This window comes from Pseudomonas sp. KB_15 (genome assembly GCF_052114525.1).
GTDB lineage: Bacteria > Pseudomonadota > Gammaproteobacteria > Pseudomonadales > Pseudomonadaceae > Aquipseudomonas.
The window spans coordinates 72,691-96,249 of sequence record NZ_JBFREX010000011.1 but is presented as its reverse complement, the minus strand read 5'-3'; the positions used below and the strand labels follow the sequence as shown (position 1 = coordinate 96,249).

Genomic DNA, 23,559 nt, shown 5'->3' with positions numbered 1-23,559 from the left:
CACTAACCCTGTGGGAGCGACGGTGCGGCGATCCGACTTGCTCGCGATAGCGTCCTTATAGCCAGCATCGGTGTGACTGACCCACCGCTATCGCGAGCARGCTCGCTCCCACAGTGATTTCGGTTGCTCGCAGATCTTGCGTACATCCACTAACCCCTGTGGGAGCGACGGTGCGGCGATCCGACTTGCTCGCGATAGCGTCCTTAYAGCCAGCATCGGTGTGACTGACCCACCGCTATCGCGAGCAGGCTCACTCCCACAGTGATTTCGGTTGCTCGCAGATTTTGCGTACATCCACTAACCCTGTGGGAGCGAGCTTGCTCGCGATAGCGTCCTTATAGCCAGCATCGGTGTGACTGACCCACCGCTATCGCGAGCAGGCTCGCTCCTGCACAGGTTACACCCGGCAATCCGCGCCTCATGCAGGCCGACGCACCACCCTCACCTTGCCGCTATTGCCGCCACCGCAGAAGAACCGCTTGCCGCCATCGGACTCCAGCCCCGACACGCCGACGCCTTCCGGCATCTTGAGGCTCTCCAGTACTTCACCGGTTTGCGAGTCGATGCGACGTAACTCACTCTCGTCGCCCTCCCAGGTGCCATGCCACAGCGAACCTTGCACCCAGGTCACGCCGGTGACGAAACGGTTGGATTCGATGGTGCGCAGGATCTTGCCGGTCTTGGGGTCGATCTGGTGAATCTTGCGTTCGCGGTACTGGCCCACCCACAACGTTCCTTCGGCCCAGGTCAGGCCCGAATCGGTGCCTGCGCCGGGGGCGGGGATCGTCGAGAGGATGCGGCCGGTGCGGGGGTCGATTTTGTCGATGCGGTCTTCGGCGATCTGGAACAGATGTTCTCCATCGAACGCGGTGCCGGCATGGGCAGCGACATCGATCGAGCTCAGCACCTTGCCGCTTTCCGGATCCAGGGCGTTGATTTTGCTGTTGCTCGCGAACCAGACCTTTTCGCCGTCCCAGGTGACGCCGCACACATGGTCGACATCGGCAAACGGGCCATACTCACGAATGATTTCAGCAGTTGAGTGTTTCATCTGGCATTCCTCGATGGGGGTTGGTGGCGTTCATCCTAGCCACCCGGCAGCGGTGCCGGGAGTAACAAGGTCGTCGCGAATCCCGGCACGGKCGGTGTCATCCAGCGCCGCGCGCGGCCACGGCCAAACCACTGCACCTTGCCCTGCGCCGCCAGCGTATCGAGCGCCCGTTGCACTGTGCGCTGGCTGGTACCCAGCGCCAGTGCCAGGGCGGAACTCGACCACGTCTCACCATCGGCAAGGCAGGCAAATACCGCGGCAAATTTTTCCTCGACCGGTTGCGCCAGTGTCACCACCTGCGTACACACCGGCGTTTGCAGGGCATAACCGCGAGCCGTCGCGATGACGCCGGCCAACGGCTCGAGTGCTTTACGCAGCCTGCCGATTTCCACACGAAGCCGGGCGCGATGGGATTCATCCGAGAGCTTCAGGCGGAACGCCCGGGCGATCAGCGTTTCCCGCGCAACGTCCGCGGGCCACGCCTCGGCCAATACACGGGCGAGCACGAACAGGATCGGCCGCGTCGCGAGCGACACCGACATGCCACAGCCACGCACAGCGTACCGGCAGGCATCCACCACCAGCGACGTTGAACTGAGCAACGCTTCCACTTCATCGAGCAACAGCGGCCGTGCCTCACCTTGGGCAATCAGGCGTGCCGCGGGGGCATCGAGCAGTCGTGCTGCGTGTTCGACTTCAGCCATCAGCGCGGCGATCCCTGTTTGACTGGCTGCGTGCCCGGCCCTCTTCAACGCCTCCCGCGCTTCGTGCGATTGCAGGCGGCGAATGGCGATACCCGCCAGAACCAGCTCATGGGTTGCCCGCAAGGCCGGCGGCAATGGGCCGGGGTCGAGTTCGGCCAGCAACTGCTGCGCCTCGTCGAGCTGCCCGATCAAGAGTAAACGGCGGATTTGCAGATAGCGCGCATGGGCGGCATTGACCCGGTCACCGTGGTTTTCAAGGGTGATTCGCGCTGTTTCAAGCGCCTTGACCGGCCAGCCGAGTTCCCGCGAAGCCAGGGCGATTTCGGCCTCGGCCACCACACAGCGTGCCCGGGCAAGCACTTCCCTGGGCGCAAAGGCCCGTTGCGCACGCTTGACCAGCGCCCGGGCCCGCACCAGATCGCCCAGTTGCGCCATGGCGATACCGCGCAGGGCCAGTGCCGGCGCATCGTCGCGCAAGGCCACACGATCCAGTGCGCCCAGCGGATTGCCCGCCGCCAGCGCCTGTGCGGCTGCCGTGATCATCGAGTCCATGGAAATCCCGCCACGCTTGTCACTCCCATCATTCGATACCCGGGTTTAGTCTAAATCACGACCTTTCACCAGGAGCGCACAACGATGAACACGCACAAAACCGCGACCCGGGAGCAATGGCTGGCGGCACGTTTGCAACTGCTCGAAGCGGAAAAGGCCCTGACCCGACGCAGCGATGAAGTGGCCAGGCAACGCCAGGCATTGCCATGGGTTCGCCTCGACAAGGCTTATCGCTTCGATACCGACAACGGCAGCGCCACCCTGGCCGAACTCTTTCAAGGGCGCTCGCAACTGCTGGTCTACCACTTCATGTTCGGCCCCGACTACACGGCCGGCTGCCCTTCCTGCTCAGCCATCGCCGATGGCTTCGACCCCGTCGTCATCCACCTGGCGAACCACGACGTGACCCTGATGGCGATATCCCGCGCGCCGTTGGCGAAACTGCAGGCTTACAAGCGCCGAATGGGCTGGACCTTCCCCTGGGCCTCGGCCGCCGATAGCGATTTCACTGCCGACTTCAACGTCTACTTCACCGAAGCCCAGCAGCGTGAAGGGCTGGTCGAGTACAACTATCAGCGCGGCGGGCACGCGATGGACACCAGCCAGATCCCGGAACCGGTGAAACAGTTCGCCGCGACCTGTGGCACCGATGCGCCGACCTATACCCGCGACCGGCCAGGGCTGAGTACCTTTGTGCTGGATGACGGCGAGATCTATCACACCTACTCCACCTACGCGCGGGGTCTGGACGGATTGTGGGGCATGTACCAGTGGCTTGACCGCGCGCCCAAGGGCCGCAATGAAACGGGACCCTGGTGGCGCCGGCATGATGAGTACCAATGAGCGCCAGCGGTGTCACTGACCGCCGATGAAGACGTCCGCCAGTTTGTCCACCAGCGCCGGCTTGGTCTGCGAGACCCAGCGCCGGGTCGCCCATTCCTGCCATTCCTCGGCACGGTCCAGGGTGTAGCGCGGCACAAAGTCGCCGAGGAACCGGCCCAGGTTGTGCAGCGTGACTTCATGCCCGGCGTTGGCCATTTGCTCCAGCAAATCCCTCAGGGCCACCTCGAATTCGGGCGGCCACTGTTCGCCGGCCAACACCTTCTCGACCGAGGGATGTCGATCATGGCCAAGCGAATTGCGCACTGGCATTGGCATTGGCATTCTCCTCAGTGCTGCGTTGTGTGTGTGTGAGTCAGCCAAAGATGCTGCACAGTTCAATGCTGCGCAGCATCTTCACCTGACGGGCCCCGGAATGACGATCGCTTCCCGAGACCAATGAAAGGTGTTCGCCGAGCTCCGTGTGCACGTGCGAATGTTGTCGGTACACCACCAGTACCGCATCGCCCACGTCGGTATTGATCAGTTCGTTCCAACTGAACAAGGCGACATAGCCGTCACTGGCTCGCGCCACCACATAGGCGCGTTTCCAGCCTTTGGGGTCATCACTCTTCAACCCGGCCTTGAGGACAATTTCACGCAACAACACCCCGCGATAACCCTTTTTCTGTGCTTTTTGCGCATTGCCCTCGCAGGTATTGCTGGTGAGCGTCACCCAGTCATACCCCGGCATGGCTTGCAGGTCGGCCACGCTCAGGCAAAGCGGGTTCTGCACCTGCCCGACCACCTCCAGTGTCTGCTCAGCCACATCGATGGCTGCGCCAGGCAACAACACGGGTTTGGCGCTGGGGCGAACAAGGCTTTGCACAGTCGAAAAAATGGAACGCATGGCGATGCTCCTGTCGTGGTTGACCAATCACCTGGCGGTCCTGGGCTGCGCACTGGCAGCCAAAGACCGCTCAGCCGTGCTTAAAGCAACGGCAGGCTGTAACTGAGGATCAGGCGGTTTTCATCCAGGTCGCTGCTGGCATTGCCACGCAAGCTGGCGTTACGCCAGGAAATGCCCACCCCCTTGAGTGGACCGCTTTGCAGCGCGTAATCGATGCGCAGGTCGCGCTCCCACTCTTTGCGATCACCGGTGGCGGAATCGATGTTGTCGCCGCTCAGATAAGTGACCACAGTCTTGAGCCCCGGCACGCCAAGCACGACGAAGTCATACCCGTACTCGGCCAGCCAGGTGCGCTCGCCGGCGCTGAGGAACTTGCCGATCTGCCGGTCGGTGATCAGGTACGCAGTGGCGCCGTCACCCTGATTGACGAACGGGAACGCGCTATCGCCGGAGACTTGCTGATAGCCGGCGCTAAAGGCATGGCCACTCAGGCTGTAGGTGAACAGAGCGCTCCAGGTGTTGTTGTCCACCTCGCCGGCGTGGGTGTCGCCCGCCCTCCAGAAACCGCTGCTTTTGTAGCCCTGGGCACGTCCGGCCGCGTTGCCGTTCTTGCCATCGGCGCTGCTGTTGAAATAGCGCAGGTCAGTCTTCAGGACGCCGGGGCCGATGGCCATAGTGTGGATCAGGCCGAGGAAATGCTGTTTATAGAAGTCTTCGAGACTGCCGTAGTAGTACTGGGCGGTCAGGTCCTTGGTGATCTTGTAGTCGCCGCCGGCGAAGACGAAGCTGTCCGAGTCGGCCAACGCGGTGCTGGCGGGCGTACCGGCGGGACGCGTCGCGCCGCCGATGCGCAGGTCGATATCGTCGGTGGAGCTGCGGGTCTTGGTGCTTTGCAGTTGACCGGCGGTGAGGGTCAGGCCGTCGATTTCGCTGGAGGTGACCTGCCCGCCTTCGAAGGTTTGCGGCAGCAGGCGACCGTCGTTGAAGTTGATCACCGGCAGCTTGGGCTGCAGGGTGCCCAGCCGTGCTTCGGTCTTGGAGACGCGCACCTTGCCGGTCACGCCGCCCTTGGAATATTCATCGACCGCGTGGCCGTCGCTGTCCAAGGGAAACAGCGCACCCGGCGTGCGGTCGATACCGGCCTTGCCTGCGCGACCGCCGCTGTCCAGTTTCAGCCCGGTCATGGCGATGGCGTCCAGGCCAAAGCCGACGGTGCCCTGGGTGAATCCGGAGATCACGTTGAGTTGCAGCCCCTGCCCCCATTCCTTGGCCTGGCTGGTGTAGGCGGCGTTGCCCACGTTGCCCTGGCTTTCGCGGTTGTCAGAGTTGAAATAGAAATTGCGCAGGTTCAGCGAGGCCTTGCTGTCATCGATAAAACCGGCGGCGATGGCCTGGTGGGTCAAACCACCGAGGGTGATGGCCAGGGCCAGGGGTTGCAGCTTCATTGTGTTTACTCCAGTGCGGGTCTCTTGTTTTTTTGGTGTCCATGGTCCTGATTCCCTCGTGACCTGACGTTTTCGCTCGTCGCTATATATTTTTGTATATAGCGATTGGCGAAATTTAAGGCCTGCAGGTCTGCAAGCGCCGTCAGTGCGACGTGATTGAGGCTAGGAAAAGATCGAAACAGGTCTGGCGGCCTGCATCTTTCTAGAAGCTGACTTTGAAGTCAATAAATTTAACAAAAGTGAATGGCGCGTTTGATCACGCCTGCCGTAGGCGTTCAGCAGAAAGTAAAACAGAGTCACCAGAATATAAAATGCGGTGGTTGCAACGAGGGATTCGGTGTCACAACAGGCTCCTGCCTGGGCTAGCCACCTATCGCCAAGGGCAACAATCGCCCGGGTTTGAAAATCTCACAGCCCTGGATGATTTGAGCCAATTGAAGCGCCACCGTCGATGCCTGATCGGCACTGGCGATGTTCGTGAAGCCAAGCACCAGGCCGTGCCTGGGCTTGGCTTCCATGTACCACTGTGACAGCGGTTCGACGGCTATGCCAACGGCCCGGGCACGCTGAGTGAGCTCGACATCATCACCTTCGCGAAGGCCCGCGACCAGGTGCATGCCCCCCGCCTGCGGATTGATCAATAAACGTTCGCCGAATTGTTGGTGCAGCGCATCGACCAGCCACTGACGGCGGAGTGCGTAGAGGTTTCGCATTTTCTTTAAGTGCCGCGCGAAGTGCCCCTCGTAGAGGAAAGCTGTGACGGTCGCCTGAAGGAGCTGCGGGCAGTAGTTATGCAGACGATCCGCCTGACGGGCGAACGCGTCGCTCTGCTCGGCTGGCACAACCAGATAAGCCAGGCGCAGGCCTGGAAACAGCACCTTGCTGAAGGTACCGGCGTAGAGCACGCGGCCCTGCTGGTCGAGGCTCTTGAGGGCAGGCAAGGGCTTACCCTGATAGCGGTATTCACTGTCGTAATCATCCTCGATAATCCAGCTACCTCGGCGGTTGGCCCAGTCCAGTAGCGCCAACCGACGCGGCAGTGACAGCGACACGCCCAGCGGGCTCTGGTGGGTCGGCGTGACCACTGCAAAGCGTGCTTCCGGGCAACGGGCAATGCCTTGCGCGACGTCAAGCCCCTGGTCATCCACTGGCACCGGCACCAACTGTGCGCCGGCTTCCAACAGGGCGTTCCGGGCCATGAAGTAGCCAGGCTCTTCCATCCAGCACGTATCACCTTGGTGCATCAGCGTGTGGCAGATCAGGTCCAGGCACGCGCGATAGCCCGCGCACACGAACACCTGCTCCGGGCGGCAGGTAATACCCCGCGAAATGCCCAGGTAGGCCGCAATGGCCGCGCGCAGGGGTGCATGACCTAGCGGGTCCGGGTAGACGAGCCCCTCGAGTCCGGCCTGCCGCAGCTGACGGCCCGCCAATCTTGTCCAGAGCTTACGGGGAAAGGCATCCAGCGCAGGTAGCCCCATCTGCAGCGCTGACGGTAGTGCCTCGTAATGGGTGGGCTGGTACTCCGTCGAAGCAACAGGGGGGCGGAGTATGGGCGAGGAAACGGGTGCCAGTTGCGGTGCAACAATCGTCCCGGCGGCTCCGCGAGCGATCAAGTAGCCCTCCCCCATCAGTAACTGGTAAGCCGCTTCCACTGTGCCGCGCGCCAGGTTCAACTCCGCCGCCAAAGCGCGAACTGCAGGTACTCGATCTCCCGGCCGCAGGCGACCGTCGGCAATGGATTCACGAAATCGGTGATAAAGCTGACGATAAATCGGCGCTGACTGGCTGCGGTCTGGCTTGAAGGGAAGGATCATGACCTAGTCATTTATGCATTTTTCGGCCCTGTAGATTAAGTCATTGCAGCACTAAGGTCTGCTATCTCTCTATAACGGACGACGGACATGGCTTACACACTTCAACACCTCGAAGACGCGGAGGCCTTTCAGGCGAGTTTCGACCTGATGCGCGTATTGCGGCCGCATGTCGCCAACCCGGCCACCTATGTGGGGCAACTGGTTCGGCAGACTGAGCAAGGTTACCGTTTATTGGCCGCGTGGGACGGTGAGCAGGCGGTGGGCCTGGCCGGTTACCGCGAGCTGGAAAACCTGCTCTACGGGCGTTTCATCTACGTCGATGATCTGGTGGTGCGCCCTGACCGGCAGCGCAGCAGTCTGGGGGCGCGGCTATTGACCGCGGTTAGGGAGGAAGCCGTGCGGCGTGGTTGCGCTCATTTCGTGCTGGACACCGGGCTGCATATGCCGTTGGCCCAACGCTTCTATTTTCGCCAGGGGTTGCTGGCCCATGGTATGCACTTCACGCAAAGCCTTCAGGCAGAGAATCAAGCATGAATAATGTGCTGTTGATCAATGCCAGTCCGAATGGCCAGGTTTCCCATGCGAACCAGTTGGCACTGGAGTTAGTGGCATCCCTGCGGCACCGGTATCCGAGGCTCGAACTGGTCGAACGCGATCTGGGCAGGCATCCGCTGCCACCGCTCGGTATGGACTACGCCCGTGCCCTTGCTACCACCACGCCGTTTGACTCACCTGCGCTCGAAGTCTCCGAAGCGCTGATCGGCGAGTTGGAACGCAGCGATATCCTGCTCATTGCCACCCCGATGCACAACTTTACGCTCCCTGCCGCGCTCAAACTCTGGATCGACTACGTCCTGCGCATTCACCGGACATTCAGCTCAGGCCCCGGGGGCAAGACCGGTCTCCTGAGCAATCGTCCGGTGTACGTGTTGGTCGGTTCCGGTGGCTTTCACCAGGGCGAGTTGGCACGGCAACCGGACTTTCTAACGTCTTACCTGCGCCAGGTACTTGACACCCTCGGGCTGTTCAACCCGCACTTCACCTACCTTCAGGGTTTGGTGTTCGGTGAAGAGGCCGTACGAGCAACGGTCCGGGATACCCGTGCCCGACTGTCATTGGAGCCGCTGTTCAGCAACCTCATCAGCGCCTGATCCGCCGGGGCTCGGAATTGCCATTTAGCGTAGAAAGACCAAGGAGTTGAACAGCATGTGGGACGAACGTTATGCCGTTGATGAGTACGTATATGGAGTGACGCCGAACGCCTGCCCAGCGTTTTCAACCGCGCAGGAACTGCTTTCGATTGCTATCTCCGTCAAAGCAAGCTTCGTGTCGTTCTCTGCGTATTGCCCTCTTGCATCTCATGGAGTTCACCTTGAAGACAATCGCTCTGGTCGCTTTCGACCAATTCACCGACATCGACCTATTCCTGATGTGGGACATTTTAGGCCGCAACACTGGGGACTGGCACGTCCGAATATTGGGTTCCAGCCCTATCGTGCGATCGGCGCACGGCCTGCCTGTTTCAGTGCACGGTCCGCTTTCCGAGGCCAATAGCGCCGACGCGGTACTGTTCGTCAGCGGCAAGGAGGGGATACCCGCCGCGCTTGCCGCTCCTGATTTTCTGCCGTCGTTTGAACTTGATTCCAGACGTCAGCGAATCGGCTCCATCTGCGCGGGAGCCTTCATTCTCGAACGGCTTGGGCTGCTGCTCAGCGGCCGGGCGACTACACACCCGGACGCACGATCGGGCTTGCTGGCTCTGGGACTGGAGCCCGTGGACCAGCCTCTGGTATGGCAGGGGAACGTTGCAACCGCTGGCGGATGCCTTGCGGCGCTCTATCTGGTGGGATGGCTGGTTGAGTCCTGGTTCGATGTCGACAAGCGCCGCGCGACGCTGCTCCCCGTTCTGCCAGCTGGGCAGCAAGAGCTCTATGATGCCTTGATCGGGCTCAGCATCCGACAAGGAGAAGTCGGCCCTCACGTTTTGAAAACCCAAAACCACCCAGCTTTCGTGGACTGAGTGGTCTTGGGGCTGTCTTGCGACAACACAGTCAAACCAGGCCTCAAGCGTGTGCGTGTAAACTTATTGAAGTCCGGTGGTTGGTTTCTCTTGCACCAGCCCCTACTTCGTTTTACCGAAGAAGTCGGTAATGCAGAGGCATTGCCTTGCTATGGCTGTGACATTGACGCTTTTCATCAAATGCCTATCTGACTGATGAATTTCGTCGTCAAGTAAGCCTCAAGGCCTTCTGTTCCGCCTTCGCTACCATGACCACTGGCCCTGATTCCACCAAACGGAGTTTCCGGCAGGGCCAGGCCAAAGTGGTTGATCGAGACCATTCCCGCCTGTAAGCGATTACCCAACTCGGTCGCCGTTTTCAACGATTTGGTGAAACCGAACGCTGCCAACCCATACTCCAGGCTGTTAGCTTGAGCAATTACGCTATCCAGGTCATTGAAGCGTAGTAACGGTGCCACCGGCCCAAAGGGCTCCTCGTTGAGGAGTCGTGCCTGTTGCGGTACATCGACCAATACTGTCGGTTGGAAAAAATGGCCCTTGTCACCAATGCGCTTCCCTCCCGTTAACGTTTTCGCCCCCAGCTCCCTGGCATCAGCAAGCAACTCCTGAACCATCATCAAACGCCGAGCGTTGGCCAGCGGCCCCATCTGACTGGTTGGATCGAAGCCGTCGCCCACCTTGAGCTGCTCTACCAACTCGGTAAATCTTTGGGAAAAAGGGGCGAATACTGCTTCATGCACGTAGAAACGCGAGGGCGCGGCACACACTTGCCCGGCGTTGCGAAACTTCAGGGTGCAAGCCAAAGTGGCTGCGGCCTCAATATCGGCATCCTCACACACGATAAACGGTGCATGTCCGCCCAATTCCATCGTCGTCAACTTCAAGTGTGTCGCGGCCAGGGCACCGAGTTGTCGGCCTATGGCGGTCGAGCCGGTAAAGGACACCTTACGGATAATCGGGGATCTGATCAGATAATCGGAGATGTGCGCAGGGTTACCGAACACAAGGTTCAATACGCCCTTGGGCACACCAGCATCATGGAAACAGCGAACCAGTTCGATCACGGCGCCCGGGGCTTCCTCCGGCGCCTTGATGATGATGCTGCAGCCCGCTGCCAGGGCCCCTGCTATCTTGCGCACCGCCTGATTGATCGGGAAATTCCACGGGGTGAAGGCGGCCACCGGACCGACAGGCTCGCGCACCACCAATTGGCGTACCGCTGCATTACGTGAAGGCACGATGCGGCCATAGGCACGTCGCCCTTCTTCCGCATACCACTCAATGTGGTCCGCCGCGCTTTTGGCTTCCATGGTCGATTCTGCCAGCGGCTTGCCCTGGTCCAACGTCATGCACTCGGCCATCAGCGCATGGCGATCACGCACCAGCGAAGCCGCTCGACGCAAGATGCCCGAACGGTCGTAGGCAGACGTCGCGGACCATATTTCAAATCCGCTGGCAGCCGCTGCCAATGCGGCATCCAGATCCTCATTTGATGCCAATGGCAATTGCCCGATCGTCTCCCCCGTCGAAGGATTGATTACAGCCGCAGTGTTGCCGGAACTGCCGGCAGTCCATTGGCCGTCGATGTAAAACAACAGGTCGGTGTACATGGATCACTCCTCGGAAATTGGCATTGGACGTAGGTGGTTGCACAGGTATCTGCAATACATGAGCGGTAACGGAACACACAGCAACAGGTTGACACTGTTAACCATATGCTCGTAAATTTAGTTCACCATGTCAACCATGTTTCGTTATCACCTCAGGGGTCCCAATGAGAGACGTGATTCTGTGTGAATGCTTCGCCCGCGACGGTCTGCAACACGAACCGGACTTTCTGCCTACACACATCAAACGCAGGTTGGTGGAGCGTTTTGCTGACATCGGCTTTCAAAGGATCGAGGCGACTTCCTACTCCAATCCCGCCGTGATTCCGCAATTTGCCGATGCTAGCGCTCTGTTGGAGAGACTGCAGCGTCGTACCGGTGTGTTCTATAAAGCGACCTGCGCCAACGTGCGAGCAGTGGAACGAGCGGTCATGGATCTCGATGCCGGTCACGGTGCCAATGAAATCAGCCTGCTGGTGTCCGCCTCGGAGTCCCACTCGCGCAGAAACCTCAAGCGCAGCCGAGCAGATCAATGGCTGAACATTGAGCAGATGGCCGACAAGGCCCTCAACCAGTTTCGTTTGATCGGCACTGTTTCCGTCGCTTTTGGATGTCCGTTTGAAGGACGCGTCAGCGAAGCCAGTGTACTGGCGGATGTTGAGCAGTTTGCCAAACACGGCGTGAAATTCGTCACCCTTGGCGATACCACTGGTGTCGCGACACCGCAGAGTGTCAAGCGCTTGTTCGGCGCCGTGCTGGCGTCGTTTCCCGAGATCACTCCGATCGCTCATTTTCACGACACCCGTGCGACCGGACTGGTGAATTACGTCGCAGCTCTGGAAGTCGGCGTCACGCATTACGACTGTGCCTTCGGCGGTGTTGGCGGTCATCCGGCCAAGGTCAAGTACGGTGGCGGGCACACCGGCAACGTCAGTACCGAGGACTGGATCAACCTGCTGGAATCCATGGGCGTACGCACTGGCATCGACCTGGATCGCCTGTTGGATGTCGCTGCCGAATGCGAAGCGGCTCTAGGCCGCGAACTGCACAGCCGTGTCCTGCGCAGCGGATTGAATCCACTTTTGCACTCCACTGTTTCCCCAAGCGACATCATCCAATGAAGAGGTGTAAAAATGCTCAGTCTTGATCCTGTTGCACGGCGGTTACGGTTGATCTGCGGGCTGTTGCTGCTTTCAACCCCGGTCTTTGCCAGCGATAAATTGCTGCTGGTTGAACGTGATGATTTGATGAAGGGCCCGGCGAACGAAACCGTGCTCGGCCAGCACATTTGGGAAATGCATAAAACCGCTTTATCGCACACCACCCTGATCCGGCTCGACATGCAGACCCCCGTCGTCAGGCACGATTCCGGTGAGCGCACGCTGATCGTTTTGCAAGGCAAGGTGCTGTTCCATTTCACCGACAGTGAGGTTTCCCTGGGTGCCGGTGATTATGTTGCGATCCCTGCCGGACAGGCCTACCAGATGACGCCGCTGGATCACGAGAAACCCCTTCTACTGGGTTTTGATGTCCCTGTCATCGACATGGCAAAGGCCTCCGCCGTTGATTTTTCCACGCCCACCGAAGCCCCTCCTCCCGTCGTCAAGAAACAGCAATCAGTGATGGCCAGCCCCCCCGGCTGGAACGACCCCAGCGACCGCGGCTGGACATTGATAAAGACCGCGGACAAGCGAGTGAATCTCGTGGAGATGTTCTCCGAGTTGAAAAACCACAGCCATCCGGATGCCGATCACTCACTGATCCTCCTCAGTGGTAGCGCGCGGGTTGTCACGCCGACTGAAGATCGCATCCTCAAGACAGGCGATTACGTTTCCATCCCGCAGAATGTCCCACACAAGTATTACGTCGAAGGTCAGCAATCGGCGCTGTTCATCAGCTTCGATGCACCGGCGTACGATTCGGCCAAAACCATCTACTTCGAGTGATACGTTCGCATCATTACAGAACCAGAAAACGCATGGACCTGAGTCCATGCGTTTTTCTCGGCACCTGAATTAATCGCGGACCTGTTTTTCATTAGCTGGCAAAAGCTTCGTGGAGCTGTATCGCGCTGCCCGCGTTGGCGGGCGGGACATTCGCGGTATGGCTGAGGACAAAGTTCACGAACAGATGAAACAACTCCGATTGACTGGAAATGCCGAGCTTGCAATACAGGTGCTTGCGGTGATTTTTCACCGTGCCCTCTGCGATGCCAAGGTGCAGTGAGATCGACAGGCTGGAGTGTCCACGCAGGATCATGCTGACGATCAATTGTTCACGGGGAGTTAGCTGATCAGCAGCGAAGCGCGAAAAAGCGTTGTTCAGGTGCTCTCTTAAAGCCTGCGCACTGTCATCGACATGAGCGCATACGCCCTGATAGTGACGCTGTAACAAGACATCGACCATCGCCTGGCAGATTTGGAAACCTTCGAACTGCACAGATGAAAACTTCGGGGAGGCATTCATTCGCATCAATGAATAGGCCAGATGCCCAATGCCTGGCAAAGCACAGATGAATACGATTTCTTCGGCCAGCGTGCCCGATTGCATGGAAATACAGGGATGCACGTCTGGCGAATTAAAGTAATCCCCCTCGAAGAAAGCGTCGGGGGCCAATTCGCTCATACGGTAAAGACCTGAAGCCCGACCATGCGCACAGGCGGTGTAGACCGGGTCCAGTAAATAGGTACCGCTGAGATAACTGTGCATCGCACCTGGCTCGCCAATGCCTTGCAGGTTGTCGTGCAGTAACACGGGCGAGCCGCCCGATGGGTAGAACAGCACGCAGCTTTGGTCGAAATCTACAAGTGCCCGCAATGCCTCGTCCAACTGTCGTGCAAAGCCATCACACTGCAATTGTGCGACCAGACCGGGCGTAGCTATGTGCCATGCGCCAAGGACGGGCGCGGCATCCATGCAACGCCTGCGATCCGAAACTAAAGTTGCCATGCCATCCCCTTGTCTTTATCCGGTGTGCCAAGCCGCGTAGGCGCACCCTGAATCCATCGATAAAAAACAAGCATATTTCTTGCCACGAATGACTTAAACAGCGGAAAAACAGTTGTCCACAAATAGCTGTGTGCCACTCACAAATGACGCGTCATCGCTGGCTAAAAACAGTGCTGCCCGCGCCACCTCTTCGGGCTCGCACAGTCGTCCTTGCTGCTGACTGATCGCCTCTTCGCTGGCATCCACGCCCATCGCCTGCAAGTCGCGCATTTCCCGCTCGCCGTGAGGGGTGCGGATAAATCCGGGGGCCACCGCGTTGCACCGAATACCTCTATCACGAAACTCGACGGCAATGGCTCGCGCGAACATCTGGCAGGCGCCCTTGCTGGCGTTGTATACGACCTCACCCGGGGTTGCGTACTGCGCGGAGATCGACGATGTGCAAACGATACTGCCCGAGCCCTTGGCGATCATTTGTGGAAGCACGGCCTGGGTGACCAGGTACATGCTCTTGACGTTGACCGCCATAAGCCAGTCCCACTCGTGCTCCTGCACGTCGAGAAAAGGTTTCACGATCAAGGTGCCGGCGTGGTTGAAAAGCACATCCGCCGGGCCAAATTCAGCCAGCCCTCGCGCGACGGCTGCACTCACCTGAACGGCCTGCGAGACATCGGCGCCCACCCCAAGTGCTTGACCGCCATCGGCAACGATCTGCGCCGCGAGATTGATTGCTGCATCGGAATTCAAATCGATAATGATCACCCTGGCCCCTTCAGCCGCGAACAACCGACTTGCGGCAGCGCCACAACCACCAGCGCCTCCGGTGATAATGGCCACTTTACCGGCCAGACGGCCCTTGCCTTCGGATAGTTTGACTTTACTCATTGCGGATTTCCCTCACGACCGCCACTCACGGCGAATGCTTCTTCAGGTGACAACACCAGGCGATGACGACGATAGAATGCAAAGTAGGCAATCCCGATCAGGTACCAACAGGCAGCGGCCAATGCGGCCCATTTGTACAATGGATCAAGAAACTGATAAATCAATGTCGCCACCGCAATCACGATCACCGCAATCGCTCCGAATATCCCATACGGGCTGCGATAAGGCCGGTGCAAACTGGTAAAGGAGCGCTTCAAGCGAATGTAGGCGACGCTTTGCAAAATGTAGGAAATCATTCCGGCGAACACGATCATGCTCACCAGGATACCGCCCATCAGCGGGTTGTTATCTTTGCCAAAGGTGAACCAGCACAGCATCAGGATACCCAATGCAGCCAGTGCCCCGGTCGCCAACGCAATATTGGGGGTATTGCGTGTCGGATGCGTAACCGACAGCCCGGTCGGTAGATAACCGGCACGCGACAGCGAGTAGATATTACGCCCTGCGGCAAAGCTGCCCGCCAGGAACGACGCCGCCAGACCGAGCACTGCCACCGCGGACAAAAGCTTGCTCGCTGTGTGCCCAAAAATCTCCCGAAAGCCATCAAGCAGCGGTTCCGACGAAGTGCTCATGAAAAAGCTGCCGCCCCCGATCGACGCACTGAAAAACAACACACCCAGCGCTAATACAGCAAGAATCACAGTGCCCCAGACCAATGCCAGGGGCAAATGGCGGGTTGGGTTGTGCGACTCCTCGGCAGTCAACGGCAGTTGTTCAATGGCCAGGAACATGTAGACGGCGAATGGCAACGCAAGCATGACGCCAGTGAGTCCGAACGGCAGCCATGGCCCGTTACCACCAACCACCTCGACCGGCTTGCCAGCTGCGTCAACTGCAAGATTCAAGGCATTGCCGGTGAAATCCATATGTGGGTAAGCCGCGATAAAGAACACCACCAACACCGACACCGCCGCCACGGTAATGAGCACGACGGCCCTCATCGACACTCCCAAACCCCGGTTTGAAAGCAACAACATGCAGGCATACCCAACCACCCACCAGAGTGGTTGCCATTGCGGTCCGGTTCCGAAGATGGCGGTCAGGTAGGCCCCCATGAAAAACATGTTGCCGGCCGGGGCCAAAATGAATTCGATGTTCTCTGCAAGACCGGTACTGAACCCACCCCAAGGTCCCATTGTGGTACGCGCAAAGGAATAGGCACCACCGGTGTGCGGCAGCGCAGCGGCCATTTCGCCGATAGAAGAGCAGAGAAACAGGTACATGACGGCAATGACCAGCAAGGCTGAAAACATGCCGCCGAAGCCCTGCGCCAAGCCCAGGTTCCAACCGGAATACTGACCCGCCACCACCGCCCCGACGCCGAGAATCAGCAGGGTGAAAAAGCCTGCATGACGTTGCAGGCGACGTTGTTCAAAGTAACCGCTTTCCACATTTTGATAGCTGATACCTGAAGCGGTAACTGCCGCCGTCGGCGCTGATATTGTCGGTCTGTCCACGCGGTGATCCTCCAATGCCTCGTTCAGGGCAAATTCCCCGAACGCCATCTTCGAATGCACAACGCAAGCTGCCTATGTCTCCAAAGGGACATACAGGCAACGCCTCCCCACCAAGCACCATCGAATCCAATCAATGTTGCTGACGACGTTCCAGACTCTTGATGTACTGCATCGCCACCAAGAGCAGGATCGACAACACAATCATCAAGGTCGATACCGCTGCCACGGTCGGATCGATCTGATCGCGGATATTGGCGAACATGCGTCGTGGCAGAGTGGAGCTCTCGCCCCCAACAATGAACAGTGCAATGACCACCTCATCGAATGAAGCGATAAAGGCAAACAGTGCTCCGGAACAGATGGACAATCGCAATTGCGGCAACGTCACCGTCAGAAAGGCCCAGGGACGCGAAGCTCCCAGACTGCGTGCTGCCATTTCCTGATTCATGTCGAACCCCTGCAGGCCATTGCCCACGGCGATCAGCACGAATGGAATCGCCAACACACTGTGGGCCAGCACCAGTCCCGTGATGGAGTTGTTCAGTCCGGTACGCGAGTAGACGAAAAACACCCCGATCGCTACCAGGATGATGGGGACCAGCATCGGAAGCATCATCAGGCTATTGACCAGTTTCGCCGCACCGCCGCGCACTTGCGACAGACCGTAGGCGGCCAGCGTCCCCAACACCGTGGCAATACAGGTCGCCATGACCGCCACTTTCACCGTGACCCAGGTCGCCATCATCCATTCCGGCGATCCCAGGTATGCCTCGTACCAGCGCAGGCTCCACTCTCGCGGCGGAAACTCCAGGTACTGCGAGGCGGAGAACGACATCGGGATCACAATCAGGCACGGAATAATCAGGAACAGCAGGATCAATCCTACGAGCGCATATAACCAGAGCCGGTGCGCGTGAGTAATCTGCGTCGGCGTCACCGCTTGATTGAGCTTGAACATCAGCTGTTTCTCCCTTGATCATTGAGACCGAACAACTTGCGCATTCCCCAAAGGATCAAAACAGTAGCGACCAGCAAGGCCACGCCCAGCGCACTCGCCGCCCCCCAGTTACCGTACAGCGCGATGGTGTCGCTGATTTTCATCGACCACATCGACACCCTGCCACCGCCCAACAATGCCGGCGTCAGGTAAAAACCCAGGCAGATCACGAAGACCAGCGTGATGCCCGAGGCCAGACCAGGCAGCGACAATTTCAGGAACACCTGGCGAAATGCCTGGGACGGTGTGGCACCGCAATTGGCTGCCGCCGACATCAACAGCGGATCGATGTTTTTCATCTTGTCGTAGAGCGGCAGCACCATGAACGGCAACATGACGTGCACCATGCCGACGGCGGTTCCGAAGAAGTTGTTCACCAGAGCCAGCGGTTCATGGATCAGGCCCAGATCGAGCAACCAGTTATTGATGACCCCTTGGCGCTGTAACAAAACCAGCCAGGCGTAGGTACGAACCAGGATCGAAGTCCAGAACGGCAGCAGTACAAAGGCCATACAGATTTGGCTGGCCCGGTCGGGTAGCTGCGAAAGCAGGTAGGCCAACGGATAACCCAGCAACACACAAACCAGCGTGACGCAGAACGCCATCTGGAAGGTGATGATGAAGCTGCTCAGGTACACAGGCCGCAGTAAACGCTCATAATTGTCCAGCGTCAGTGCGCCGCTGCTGTCGAAAGCCGACAACCAGAACAGCCAGCCCAAGGGCACCGCCAGCACCACGAACACCAGAATGAAACCTGGCAGTGTCAAGGAAAGCAGAGCCAACCGCTCCTTGAGTTCGGCCCTTGCCAGAAGCCTGATCATGGGATCTTTGYCGCCGCGGGCTCCACTCCTGGCGCTACCGGAGAGACTGACTTGTTTCATGGGTACAACCCTCTGTTGCTTTTGACGAGGGGGAAGATCGGCATTCATGCGTCCTCCGTCACCAGCAAAGTGTCCTCGGCATGTAGCCAAAGCTGAACCGCTGCACCGGGTGTCGGAACCGGTACGTCGCGAAAACCCTTTTGATGGCGCGCAGTAAGCTCGCTGCCATCAGGGAGCACCAGCCCCACGTGATAGCTGTCACCCTGATAAACCACGTCACGTGCAATCGCATCGATTCGGTTCATCGCGCCAGCATCCGCCGGGGCCTGCCATTGCAGACGCTCCGGGCGGACCATCAGCACCCGTGGCTGCGAAAGTTTGAGCGGCGTGCCGATCGGCAACTTCAACGCCCGTCCCTGGAAAACAACGGCATCGCCCCCCTCCTCCACAGGAAAAAAACAACTCTCGCCGATGAAGCCCGCGACAAAACGATTCTTCGGCCGCTCATAGAGCGCATCCGGTGTATCCAGTTGCGCAAGCTTGCCTTTGTTCAACACCGCAATGCGGTGTGACAGGGTCAACGCCTCCTTCTGATCATGGGTGACATAAATCGTGGTCATGCCCAGTCGGGCATGCAGACGCTTGAGCTCAAGTTGCATGTGCTCGCGCAGGTTTTTGTCCAGCGCGGAAAGAGGTTCGTCCATCAGCATGATCCTGGGCTCGAACACCATGGCCCTGGCCAACGCGACACGCTGACGCTGCCCACCCGAAAGCTGGTGGATACCACGCTCGCCGAGGTGGTCCATCTGCACCATTTCCAGACTGGCCTTGACCCTACGGGCTCGTTCTGCGCCGCCAACCTTGCGCAAGCGCAAGGGATAGGCGACGTTTTCCGCCACCGTCATATGGGGGAACAATGCATAGTTCTGAAACACCATGCCAATATCCCGCTGGTGTGGCGGACAGGTCAGAAATTCCACGCCATCGACCTTGATGCTTCCCGAGTCAGGGCGAATGAAGCCCGCCAACACATTAAGCAAGGTTGTTTTCCCCGACCCCGAAGGGCCGAGAAGCGTAAGAAACTCACCAGGATTGACGTCCAGTGAGACATGGTCAATCGCGGTAAACGCCCCATAGCCCTTATAGACATCCCGAATCGCAATATTGCCTTGCATAACTCCGACCTCCACAGAAACGCCCATTACTGTGCAATCAACTCTTTGTAGTCTTCCTGAACATCAGTGACATGCTCGCCCCACCAACGCGGGTCCATCAGCGTTTGCCTGGCTCTGTTGGCGGGCGACATGTTCGAGTTGCTCAGCGCGTCGGCCGGTATGCCGGACTGCTCGAAGGCCAGGTTATTGGTCGGGCCGTAGTAACCCATCATCGTCGGGATCCGCGCCTGAGTTTGCGGGGTAACAGCATTGGCAATCAGCTTCTGCGCTCCCGCCGCATTCCCGGCGCCTTTGAGGATGGCCATGCAGCCATAACCGAGGAGGCCATCCTCATAGGTATAGGCCACCGGAGCCTTGTCTTTCACCACTGAGTCGACACGGCTGCTCCAGATCGCGATCAGATCGACTTCGCCATCCTTGATCAACTGCGCGGACTGGGCACCGGAGGTCCACCAGACAGCGACATAGGGTTTGATTTTTTCCAGCGAGGCGAGACCTCGTTTGATATCCAGGGGATAGAGTTGATCCTGTGGTACGCCATCGGCCAGCAAGGCCACTTCAAGCATTTCATCCGGTGCGACGGAAAGCGCACGGCGACCCGGAAATTTCTTCACGTCCCAAAATTCTTTCCAGCTCTTGGGGCCTTCCTTGAATTTGTCGGTTCGCCAGCCCATGACCACTGAATAGCTGTTGGTCGCGATCCAGTTTTTATCTCGTGCCAGGCTCGGTACACCTTTGGCATCGATCACGGAATAGTCCAGGGGTTCGAGCATCCCCTGCCTGGCTAGTGCCGCACAGTCATTGGCGCCGATATGAATAGCATCCCATGCGGGTTTGCCGGACTGCACCTGCAGGCGTACGGCCGGTTGTCCGTCATGAGACTCGGTAAGAAGCTTCAATCCTGCCTTCTCTGCAGCCGGCTTCCAAAGCGTTGCAATCAACGCGTCCTGCAGGCCGCCACCGTAGCCGGCGACAGTAATAGTAGACGGATCGGCCGCCCACACCTGCGGAGCGATCAAGGCTGCCCCCACGACCGCCAACACTTGAAGTCTTACTGTTGAAACTTTCAGGGTGTCGAACATTTCCATCTCCTGTTTCTAGCGCCCGATGAGCGCGGACTTGTTATTAAGCAGAGATAAAGCTCAAACCTTAGCGCAGCTATCCATCAGCTCGACCGTGTCTCCGGTCGTTTTTCTTCACTGGCATGAAGCGCCAGAAGATGGTTGACAACATGAACCACATGATTCACATTGTCAACCATATTGAAGTTAACCCGATCAACAACGACTGCACTCTCGGCGCAAGTCGCACCACCCGAACGGAGTACCGCCATGTCACGCTCATTGCACGCCAGCGACATCGCTTTTCACATCCACAGCCAGACCAATCTGGCCAACCATGAAAAGGTCGGTCCGACTGTGATGGTCCGTGGCGAGGGCATCTATACGTGGGATGACCAAGGCAAGCAGTATCTGGATGCCATGTCTGGCATGTGGAGTGCCGCGCTGGGTTATAGCGAGACGCGATTGGAAGAAGCCGCACTGCGGCAAATGAAGCAGTTGCCCTATCACCAGAACTTTGCACACCGCTCCACCGAGCCGGCCATCCAGTTGGCAGAGCGCTTGATCTCGCTCGCCCCGGTACCGATGTCCAAAGTGTTGTTTGCTTGCTCAGGTTCCGAAGCCAACGACACCGCGATCAAGCTGGTCTGGTACTACTGGAGCGCCCTTGGCCAACCGCAACGTCGCAAGATCATCAGCCGCAATCGCGCTTATCACGGCACGACCATCGCCAGTGCCAGCCTCACCGGACTGGCGCACTTGCACCAGGACTTCGGGCTGCCGCTTCCAGGTTTCCTGCATGTCACCTGCCCGCACTATTACCGCGAGGGGCTGCCAGGCGAGAGCGAAGAAGCCTTCTCCACCCGCCTGGCCGCTGAGCTGGAAACACTGATCGAGCGCGAAGGTGCCGACACCATTGGCGCTTTCTTTGCCGAGCCGCTGATGGGGACCGGAGGTGTAATCACACCACCGGTGGGCTATTTCGAGAAAATCCAACAGGTGCTCAAACGCCATGACATTTTGCTGGTAGCGGATGAAGTCATCTGTGGCTTTGGTCGTACCGGCAACTGGTGGGGGTCGCAGACCTTCGGCCTCCAGCCAGATATGGTGACGTGCGCCAAAGCCCTCTCGGCGTCCTATCTGCCTATTTCCGCGCTGATGATTTCCGAACCGGTGTACCAGGCCATGAAAAGCCAGAGCGAGAAAATCGGCATCTTCGGTCACGGCTTTACCTATGGCGGCCATCCGGTCCCGGCTGCCGTTGCGCTGGAATGCCTGAACATCTACGAGGAACGCCAACTTCCGACACACGCCCGGCAGGTCGGCGCGCGTCTGGGGGCCGGCTTGCGCAAATTGTCCGACCATCCGCTGGTGGGCGAAGTACGCGGTGCCGGCCTGATGTGGGGTGTCGAGGTGGTGGCCGACAAAGCCACTAAAGCCGCTTTCCCAAAAGAGTGGAAAGTCGGCCTGAGCGTGTCTCAGCAAACCGAAGCCAACGGCGTGACTGCCCGTTCGCTGAACGACAGTGTGGTGTTCGCGCCACCATTGATCATCACCGACGCGGAAGTCGATCTGGTTCTCGAGGCCTTTACCAAAGGGCTGGATGCCAGTTTGGCGCTACTGCGCGAGCAATCGCGCTTCAACGGTTGAGCTCAGGTATGCACTCACGAACAATGAGAGGCTAATTCCTTTCCCTAGATAGCCCTTCGGTGCCTTATGAAAAAAGCTACAAAAGCAGTCGTTGGAGAACCCGAAATCGCCATGGATATGCGCGACCTGTTCTCTGTCCAGCTTCAACGCCTGGCCGGCCTGTCGAGTCGTATCGCTGCGATGACCATTCCCCAGCATTTCGCCATTACCGTACTTGAATGGCGAACCCTGGCGATTCTCGATTACCTCAATCAGGCGCCTCTGGTTCAAGTAGCCAAACATGCCAGCGTTCTGAAAAGCCAGATGAGCAGAATCGTTACCAACCTGACCAAGCGCGAGTTGATCGAACGTCAGCCCAACCCTGAGGACGGGCGCAGCGCATTGCTCTGCCTCACGGCAGAAGGCAGGGCGATGGTCCATCGGATCCTCGATGACTCCCAGGAGCGGAACGAACGCATGCTTTGCGGGTTATCGGCCAACGAGCTCAAGCAACTGCGCGAACTGATGCAGCGCGTCTATACCAACAGCCTCGAGTACTACGGCGAACTCAAGAAAAACAATCCGTACAGCCTGAGTCCGGAGAATGACGATGAGGATTGAAGCATGCCGCTCGACACCCGCCTGACCCGCTTGCTGGGCATCCGCTACCCGATCATCCAGGCAGGCATGAGCTGGGCATCCAGCTGCGCCGCGCTCCCCGCCGCCGTCTCCAATGCCGGTGGTTTGGGAGTGATCGCCGCAGGACCGATGCGCCTGGCCGATCTCGCCACAACACTGCGCCAGGTGCGTGAACTGACCGACAAACCCTATGCGGTGAACATTCCCCTGTACCGCAAGGGCGCCGATGAAGTCCTGGACTTGCTGGTGGCCGAACAAGTACCGGTCATCATTGCCAGCCAGGGCTCGCCCAAGGCTCACTTGAAACGCTTCAAGGATTACGGTGCGACTTGGCTCCACGTTGTCGCCTTTGTCGAGCACGCACGCAAGGCAGCCGCCGCAGGGGTCGATGGACTGGTAGTGGTCGGCAGCGAAGCAGGCGGTCACCCGCCGGCCAATGAAGTGAGCACGCTGGTCAACGTGCGACGCGTGTTGCAGGAAGTCGACTGCCCGCTCGTGGCAGGTGGTGGAGTCGCCGATGGCTATGGCATTGCTGCGCTGCTCGCCCTGGGAGCTGACGCCGTGCAATTAGGCACACGCTTCATGCTGTCCGAGGAAGCGTTCCTGCATCCTGCCTATAAGCAAAAAGTACTCGACGCCGACATTGGCGACACCGTCCTGGTCGGACGTGGAGCGTTGCCGGTGCGCAGCGTGCGCAACGCTTTTACCGAACGCGTTGAACAGGCCGAGCGCGACGGCATGCCACAGGCTGCCCCCGACGCCTACGCCTCACTGCTGGCTTCGGCCAGCTTGAAACAAGCTTCATTCGACGGCGATGTCAGCAACGGCAAAGTGGAGGCAGGGCAAAGTGCCGGTCTGATCCATCAACTGCTGCCCGCCGCCGCAATCATGCAATCACTCATCGAAGAACTCGAACAGGCCCTCGCCCGCCTGCGCGCCATGCAACCCTGACAGGAGCACT

The 23,559-nt window shown here is 58.9% G+C and carries 23 protein-coding genes; 9 read left to right on the top strand and 14 right to left on the bottom strand.

Annotation, left to right across the window (positions count from 1 at the left end; translation table 11 throughout):
* Nucleotides 1-418: 418 nt before the first annotated feature.
* Nucleotides 419-1,051 (bottom strand): Vgb family protein, encoded by a 633-nt coding sequence (locus tag AB4Z35_RS13075; RefSeq protein ID WP_442097452.1) that lies wholly within the window; start codon nt 1,049-1,051, stop codon nt 419-421.
* A gap of 35 nt (nt 1,052-1,086) precedes the next feature.
* Nucleotides 1,087-2,307, bottom strand: a complete 1,221-nt coding sequence (locus tag AB4Z35_RS13070; RefSeq protein ID WP_442097451.1) for a helix-turn-helix domain-containing protein — start codon at nt 2,305-2,307, stop codon at nt 1,087-1,089.
* A gap of 84 nt (nt 2,308-2,391) precedes the next feature.
* On the opposite strand from AB4Z35_RS13070, the gene AB4Z35_RS13065 reads away from it, so the two are divergent.
* Nucleotides 2,392-3,150 (top strand): DUF899 domain-containing protein, encoded by a 759-nt coding sequence (locus tag AB4Z35_RS13065; RefSeq protein ID WP_442097450.1) that lies wholly within the window; start codon nt 2,392-2,394, stop codon nt 3,148-3,150.
* A 12-nt stretch (nt 3,151-3,162) separates the two neighbouring features.
* On the opposite strand, the gene AB4Z35_RS13060 is transcribed toward AB4Z35_RS13065, so the two are convergent.
* The 4 genes from AB4Z35_RS13060 to pdxR form a co-directional block, all read right to left on the bottom strand.
* Nucleotides 3,163-3,465, bottom strand: a complete 303-nt coding sequence (locus AB4Z35_RS13060; protein WP_442097449.1) for a hypothetical protein — start codon at nt 3,463-3,465, stop codon at nt 3,163-3,165.
* Nucleotides 3,466-3,502: 37 nt separating this feature from the next.
* Nucleotides 3,503-4,036, bottom strand: a complete 534-nt coding sequence (locus tag AB4Z35_RS13055; protein WP_442097448.1) for a molybdopterin-dependent oxidoreductase — start codon at nt 4,034-4,036, stop codon at nt 3,503-3,505.
* An 80-nt stretch (nt 4,037-4,116) separates the two neighbouring features.
* Nucleotides 4,117-5,481 carry an OprD family porin gene (locus AB4Z35_RS13050; RefSeq protein ID WP_442097447.1) on the bottom strand — a complete coding sequence of 455 codons (1,365 nt, stop codon included), beginning with the start codon at nt 5,479-5,481 and terminating at the stop codon, nt 4,117-4,119.
* Between the two features lie 362 nt (nt 5,482-5,843).
* Nucleotides 5,844-7,298, bottom strand: coding sequence for a MocR-like pyridoxine biosynthesis transcription factor PdxR (pdxR, locus tag AB4Z35_RS13045; protein WP_442097446.1), 1,455 nt, complete (start codon nt 7,296-7,298; stop codon nt 5,844-5,846).
* Between the two features lie 87 nt (nt 7,299-7,385).
* On the opposite strand from pdxR, the gene AB4Z35_RS13040 reads away from it, so the two are divergent.
* From AB4Z35_RS13040 to AB4Z35_RS13030, 3 genes are all read left to right on the top strand, one after another.
* Nucleotides 7,386-7,832, top strand: coding sequence for a GNAT family N-acetyltransferase (locus tag AB4Z35_RS13040; protein WP_442097445.1), 447 nt, complete (start codon nt 7,386-7,388; stop codon nt 7,830-7,832).
* Nucleotides 7,829-8,449 carry an FMN-dependent NADH-azoreductase gene (locus AB4Z35_RS13035; protein ID WP_442097443.1) on the top strand — a complete coding sequence of 207 codons (621 nt, stop codon included), beginning with the start codon at nt 7,829-7,831 and terminating at the stop codon, nt 8,447-8,449. The genes AB4Z35_RS13040 and AB4Z35_RS13035 overlap by 4 nt, the downstream gene beginning before the upstream one ends.
* Nucleotides 8,450-8,670: 221 nt before the next feature.
* Nucleotides 8,671-9,318 (top strand): DJ-1/PfpI family protein, encoded by a 648-nt coding sequence (locus AB4Z35_RS13030; protein WP_442097442.1) that lies wholly within the window; start codon nt 8,671-8,673, stop codon nt 9,316-9,318.
* A 176-nt stretch (nt 9,319-9,494) separates the two neighbouring features.
* Here the strand turns inward: AB4Z35_RS13030 and AB4Z35_RS13025 are convergent, their stop codons facing one another.
* Nucleotides 9,495-10,928, bottom strand: coding sequence for an NAD-dependent succinate-semialdehyde dehydrogenase (locus tag AB4Z35_RS13025; protein WP_442097441.1), 1,434 nt, complete (start codon nt 10,926-10,928; stop codon nt 9,495-9,497).
* Nucleotides 10,929-11,092: 164 nt separating this feature from the next.
* Between AB4Z35_RS13025 and AB4Z35_RS13020 the strand changes: the two genes are divergently transcribed.
* Together AB4Z35_RS13020 and AB4Z35_RS13015 are read left to right on the top strand one after the other, a co-directional pair.
* Entirely contained in the window at nt 11,093-12,046 is a 954-nt protein-coding gene (locus tag AB4Z35_RS13020) for a hydroxymethylglutaryl-CoA lyase (protein WP_442097440.1), read from the top strand.
* 12 nt (nt 12,047-12,058) lie between these two features.
* A complete protein-coding gene (locus tag AB4Z35_RS13015; protein WP_442097439.1) occupies nt 12,059-12,871 on the top strand; it encodes a cupin domain-containing protein in 813 nt (270 codons plus the stop codon).
* A gap of 91 nt (nt 12,872-12,962) precedes the next feature.
* Here AB4Z35_RS13015 and AB4Z35_RS13010 read toward each other — a convergent pair whose 3' ends face one another.
* The 7 genes from AB4Z35_RS13010 to AB4Z35_RS12980 all read right to left on the bottom strand — a co-directional run bounded on the left by AB4Z35_RS13010 (nt 12,963) and on the right by AB4Z35_RS12980 (nt 20,351).
* Nucleotides 12,963-13,874, bottom strand: a complete 912-nt coding sequence (locus tag AB4Z35_RS13010; RefSeq protein WP_442097438.1) for a helix-turn-helix transcriptional regulator — start codon at nt 13,872-13,874, stop codon at nt 12,963-12,965.
* Nucleotides 13,875-13,967: 93 nt separating this feature from the next.
* Nucleotides 13,968-14,759, bottom strand: coding sequence for an SDR family NAD(P)-dependent oxidoreductase (locus AB4Z35_RS13005; RefSeq protein ID WP_442097437.1), 792 nt, complete (start codon nt 14,757-14,759; stop codon nt 13,968-13,970).
* Nucleotides 14,756-16,276 carry an amino acid permease gene (locus tag AB4Z35_RS13000; protein WP_442097436.1) on the bottom strand — a complete coding sequence of 507 codons (1,521 nt, stop codon included), beginning with the start codon at nt 16,274-16,276 and terminating at the stop codon, nt 14,756-14,758. Before AB4Z35_RS13000 ends, AB4Z35_RS13005 begins: the two co-directional genes overlap by 4 nt.
* 130 nt (nt 16,277-16,406) lie before the next feature.
* A complete protein-coding gene (locus tag AB4Z35_RS12995) occupies nt 16,407-17,234 on the bottom strand; it encodes an ABC transporter permease (protein WP_007995077.1) in 828 nt (275 codons plus the stop codon).
* Complete coding sequence (locus AB4Z35_RS12990; protein ID WP_033052072.1) at nt 17,234-18,094, bottom strand: ABC transporter permease; 861 nt, start codon at nt 18,092-18,094, stop codon at nt 17,234-17,236. Before AB4Z35_RS12990 ends, AB4Z35_RS12995 begins: the two co-directional genes overlap by 1 nt.
* Nucleotides 18,095-18,198: 104 nt before the next feature.
* Nucleotides 18,199-19,269, bottom strand: a complete 1,071-nt coding sequence (locus AB4Z35_RS12985) for an ABC transporter ATP-binding protein (protein ID WP_442097435.1) — start codon at nt 19,267-19,269, stop codon at nt 18,199-18,201.
* 26 nt (nt 19,270-19,295) lie between these two features.
* Nucleotides 19,296-20,351, bottom strand: a complete 1,056-nt coding sequence (locus AB4Z35_RS12980) for an ABC transporter substrate-binding protein (RefSeq protein ID WP_442097434.1) — start codon at nt 20,349-20,351, stop codon at nt 19,296-19,298.
* A gap of 249 nt (nt 20,352-20,600) precedes the next feature.
* On the opposite strand from AB4Z35_RS12980, the gene AB4Z35_RS12975 reads away from it, so the two are divergent.
* The 3 genes from AB4Z35_RS12975 (at nt 20,601) to AB4Z35_RS12965 (ending at nt 23,549) form a co-directional block, all read left to right on the top strand.
* Nucleotides 20,601-21,980, top strand: coding sequence for an aspartate aminotransferase family protein (locus tag AB4Z35_RS12975; protein ID WP_442097433.1), 1,380 nt, complete (start codon nt 20,601-20,603; stop codon nt 21,978-21,980).
* Nucleotides 21,981-22,091: 111 nt separating this feature from the next.
* Entirely contained in the window at nt 22,092-22,580 is a 489-nt protein-coding gene (locus AB4Z35_RS12970; protein ID WP_033052450.1) for a MarR family winged helix-turn-helix transcriptional regulator, read from the top strand.
* Between the two features lie 3 nt (nt 22,581-22,583).
* On the top strand, nt 22,584-23,549 hold the full coding sequence (locus AB4Z35_RS12965) for an NAD(P)H-dependent flavin oxidoreductase (RefSeq protein WP_442097432.1): 966 nt from the start codon (nt 22,584-22,586) through the stop codon (nt 23,547-23,549).
* The last annotated feature ends 10 nt before the right edge of the window (nt 23,550-23,559 follow it).

What these genes read in the sequence shown, in the direction of transcription:
- AB4Z35_RS13075 (WP_442097452.1), bottom strand. Translation starts at nt 1,051, where the DNA reads ATGAAACACTCAACTGCTGAAATCATTCGTGAGTATGGCCCGTTTGCC.
- AB4Z35_RS13065 (WP_442097450.1), top strand. Translation starts at nt 2,392, where the DNA reads ATGAACACGCACAAAACCGCGACCCGGGAGCAATGGCTGGCGGCACGT.
- AB4Z35_RS13060 (WP_442097449.1), bottom strand. Translation starts at nt 3,465, where the DNA reads ATGCCAATGCCAGTGCGCAATTCGCTTGGCCATGATCGACATCCCTCG.
- AB4Z35_RS13055 (WP_442097448.1), bottom strand. Translation starts at nt 4,036, where the DNA reads ATGCGTTCCATTTTTTCGACTGTGCAAAGCCTTGTTCGCCCCAGCGCC.
- AB4Z35_RS13050 (WP_442097447.1), bottom strand. Translation starts at nt 5,481, where the DNA reads ATGAAGCTGCAACCCCTGGCCCTGGCCATCACCCTCGGTGGTTTGACC.
- pdxR (WP_442097446.1), bottom strand. Translation starts at nt 7,298, where the DNA reads ATGATCCTTCCCTTCAAGCCAGACCGCAGCCAGTCAGCGCCGATTTAT.
- AB4Z35_RS13040 (WP_442097445.1), top strand. Translation starts at nt 7,386, where the DNA reads ATGGCTTACACACTTCAACACCTCGAAGACGCGGAGGCCTTTCAGGCG.
- AB4Z35_RS13035 (WP_442097443.1), top strand. Translation starts at nt 7,829, where the DNA reads ATGAATAATGTGCTGTTGATCAATGCCAGTCCGAATGGCCAGGTTTCC.
- AB4Z35_RS13025 (WP_442097441.1), bottom strand. Translation starts at nt 10,928, where the DNA reads ATGTACACCGACCTGTTGTTTTACATCGACGGCCAATGGACTGCCGGC.
- AB4Z35_RS13020 (WP_442097440.1), top strand. Translation starts at nt 11,093, where the DNA reads ATGAGAGACGTGATTCTGTGTGAATGCTTCGCCCGCGACGGTCTGCAA.
- AB4Z35_RS13015 (WP_442097439.1), top strand. Translation starts at nt 12,059, where the DNA reads ATGCTCAGTCTTGATCCTGTTGCACGGCGGTTACGGTTGATCTGCGGG.
- AB4Z35_RS13010 (WP_442097438.1), bottom strand. Translation starts at nt 13,874, where the DNA reads ATGGCAACTTTAGTTTCGGATCGCAGGCGTTGCATGGATGCCGCGCCC.
- AB4Z35_RS13005 (WP_442097437.1), bottom strand. Translation starts at nt 14,759, where the DNA reads ATGAGTAAAGTCAAACTATCCGAAGGCAAGGGCCGTCTGGCCGGTAAA.
- AB4Z35_RS12995 (WP_007995077.1), bottom strand. Translation starts at nt 17,234, where the DNA reads ATGTTCAAGCTCAATCAAGCGGTGACGCCGACGCAGATTACTCACGCG.
- AB4Z35_RS12990 (WP_033052072.1), bottom strand. Translation starts at nt 18,094, where the DNA reads ATGATCAGGCTTCTGGCAAGGGCCGAACTCAAGGAGCGGTTGGCTCTG.
- AB4Z35_RS12985 (WP_442097435.1), bottom strand. Translation starts at nt 19,269, where the DNA reads ATGCAAGGCAATATTGCGATTCGGGATGTCTATAAGGGCTATGGGGCG.
- AB4Z35_RS12980 (WP_442097434.1), bottom strand. Translation starts at nt 20,351, where the DNA reads ATGTTCGACACCCTGAAAGTTTCAACAGTAAGACTTCAAGTGTTGGCG.
- AB4Z35_RS12975 (WP_442097433.1), top strand. Translation starts at nt 20,601, where the DNA reads ATGTCACGCTCATTGCACGCCAGCGACATCGCTTTTCACATCCACAGC.
- AB4Z35_RS12970 (WP_033052450.1), top strand. Translation starts at nt 22,092, where the DNA reads ATGGATATGCGCGACCTGTTCTCTGTCCAGCTTCAACGCCTGGCCGGC.
- AB4Z35_RS12965 (WP_442097432.1), top strand. Translation starts at nt 22,584, where the DNA reads ATGCCGCTCGACACCCGCCTGACCCGCTTGCTGGGCATCCGCTACCCG.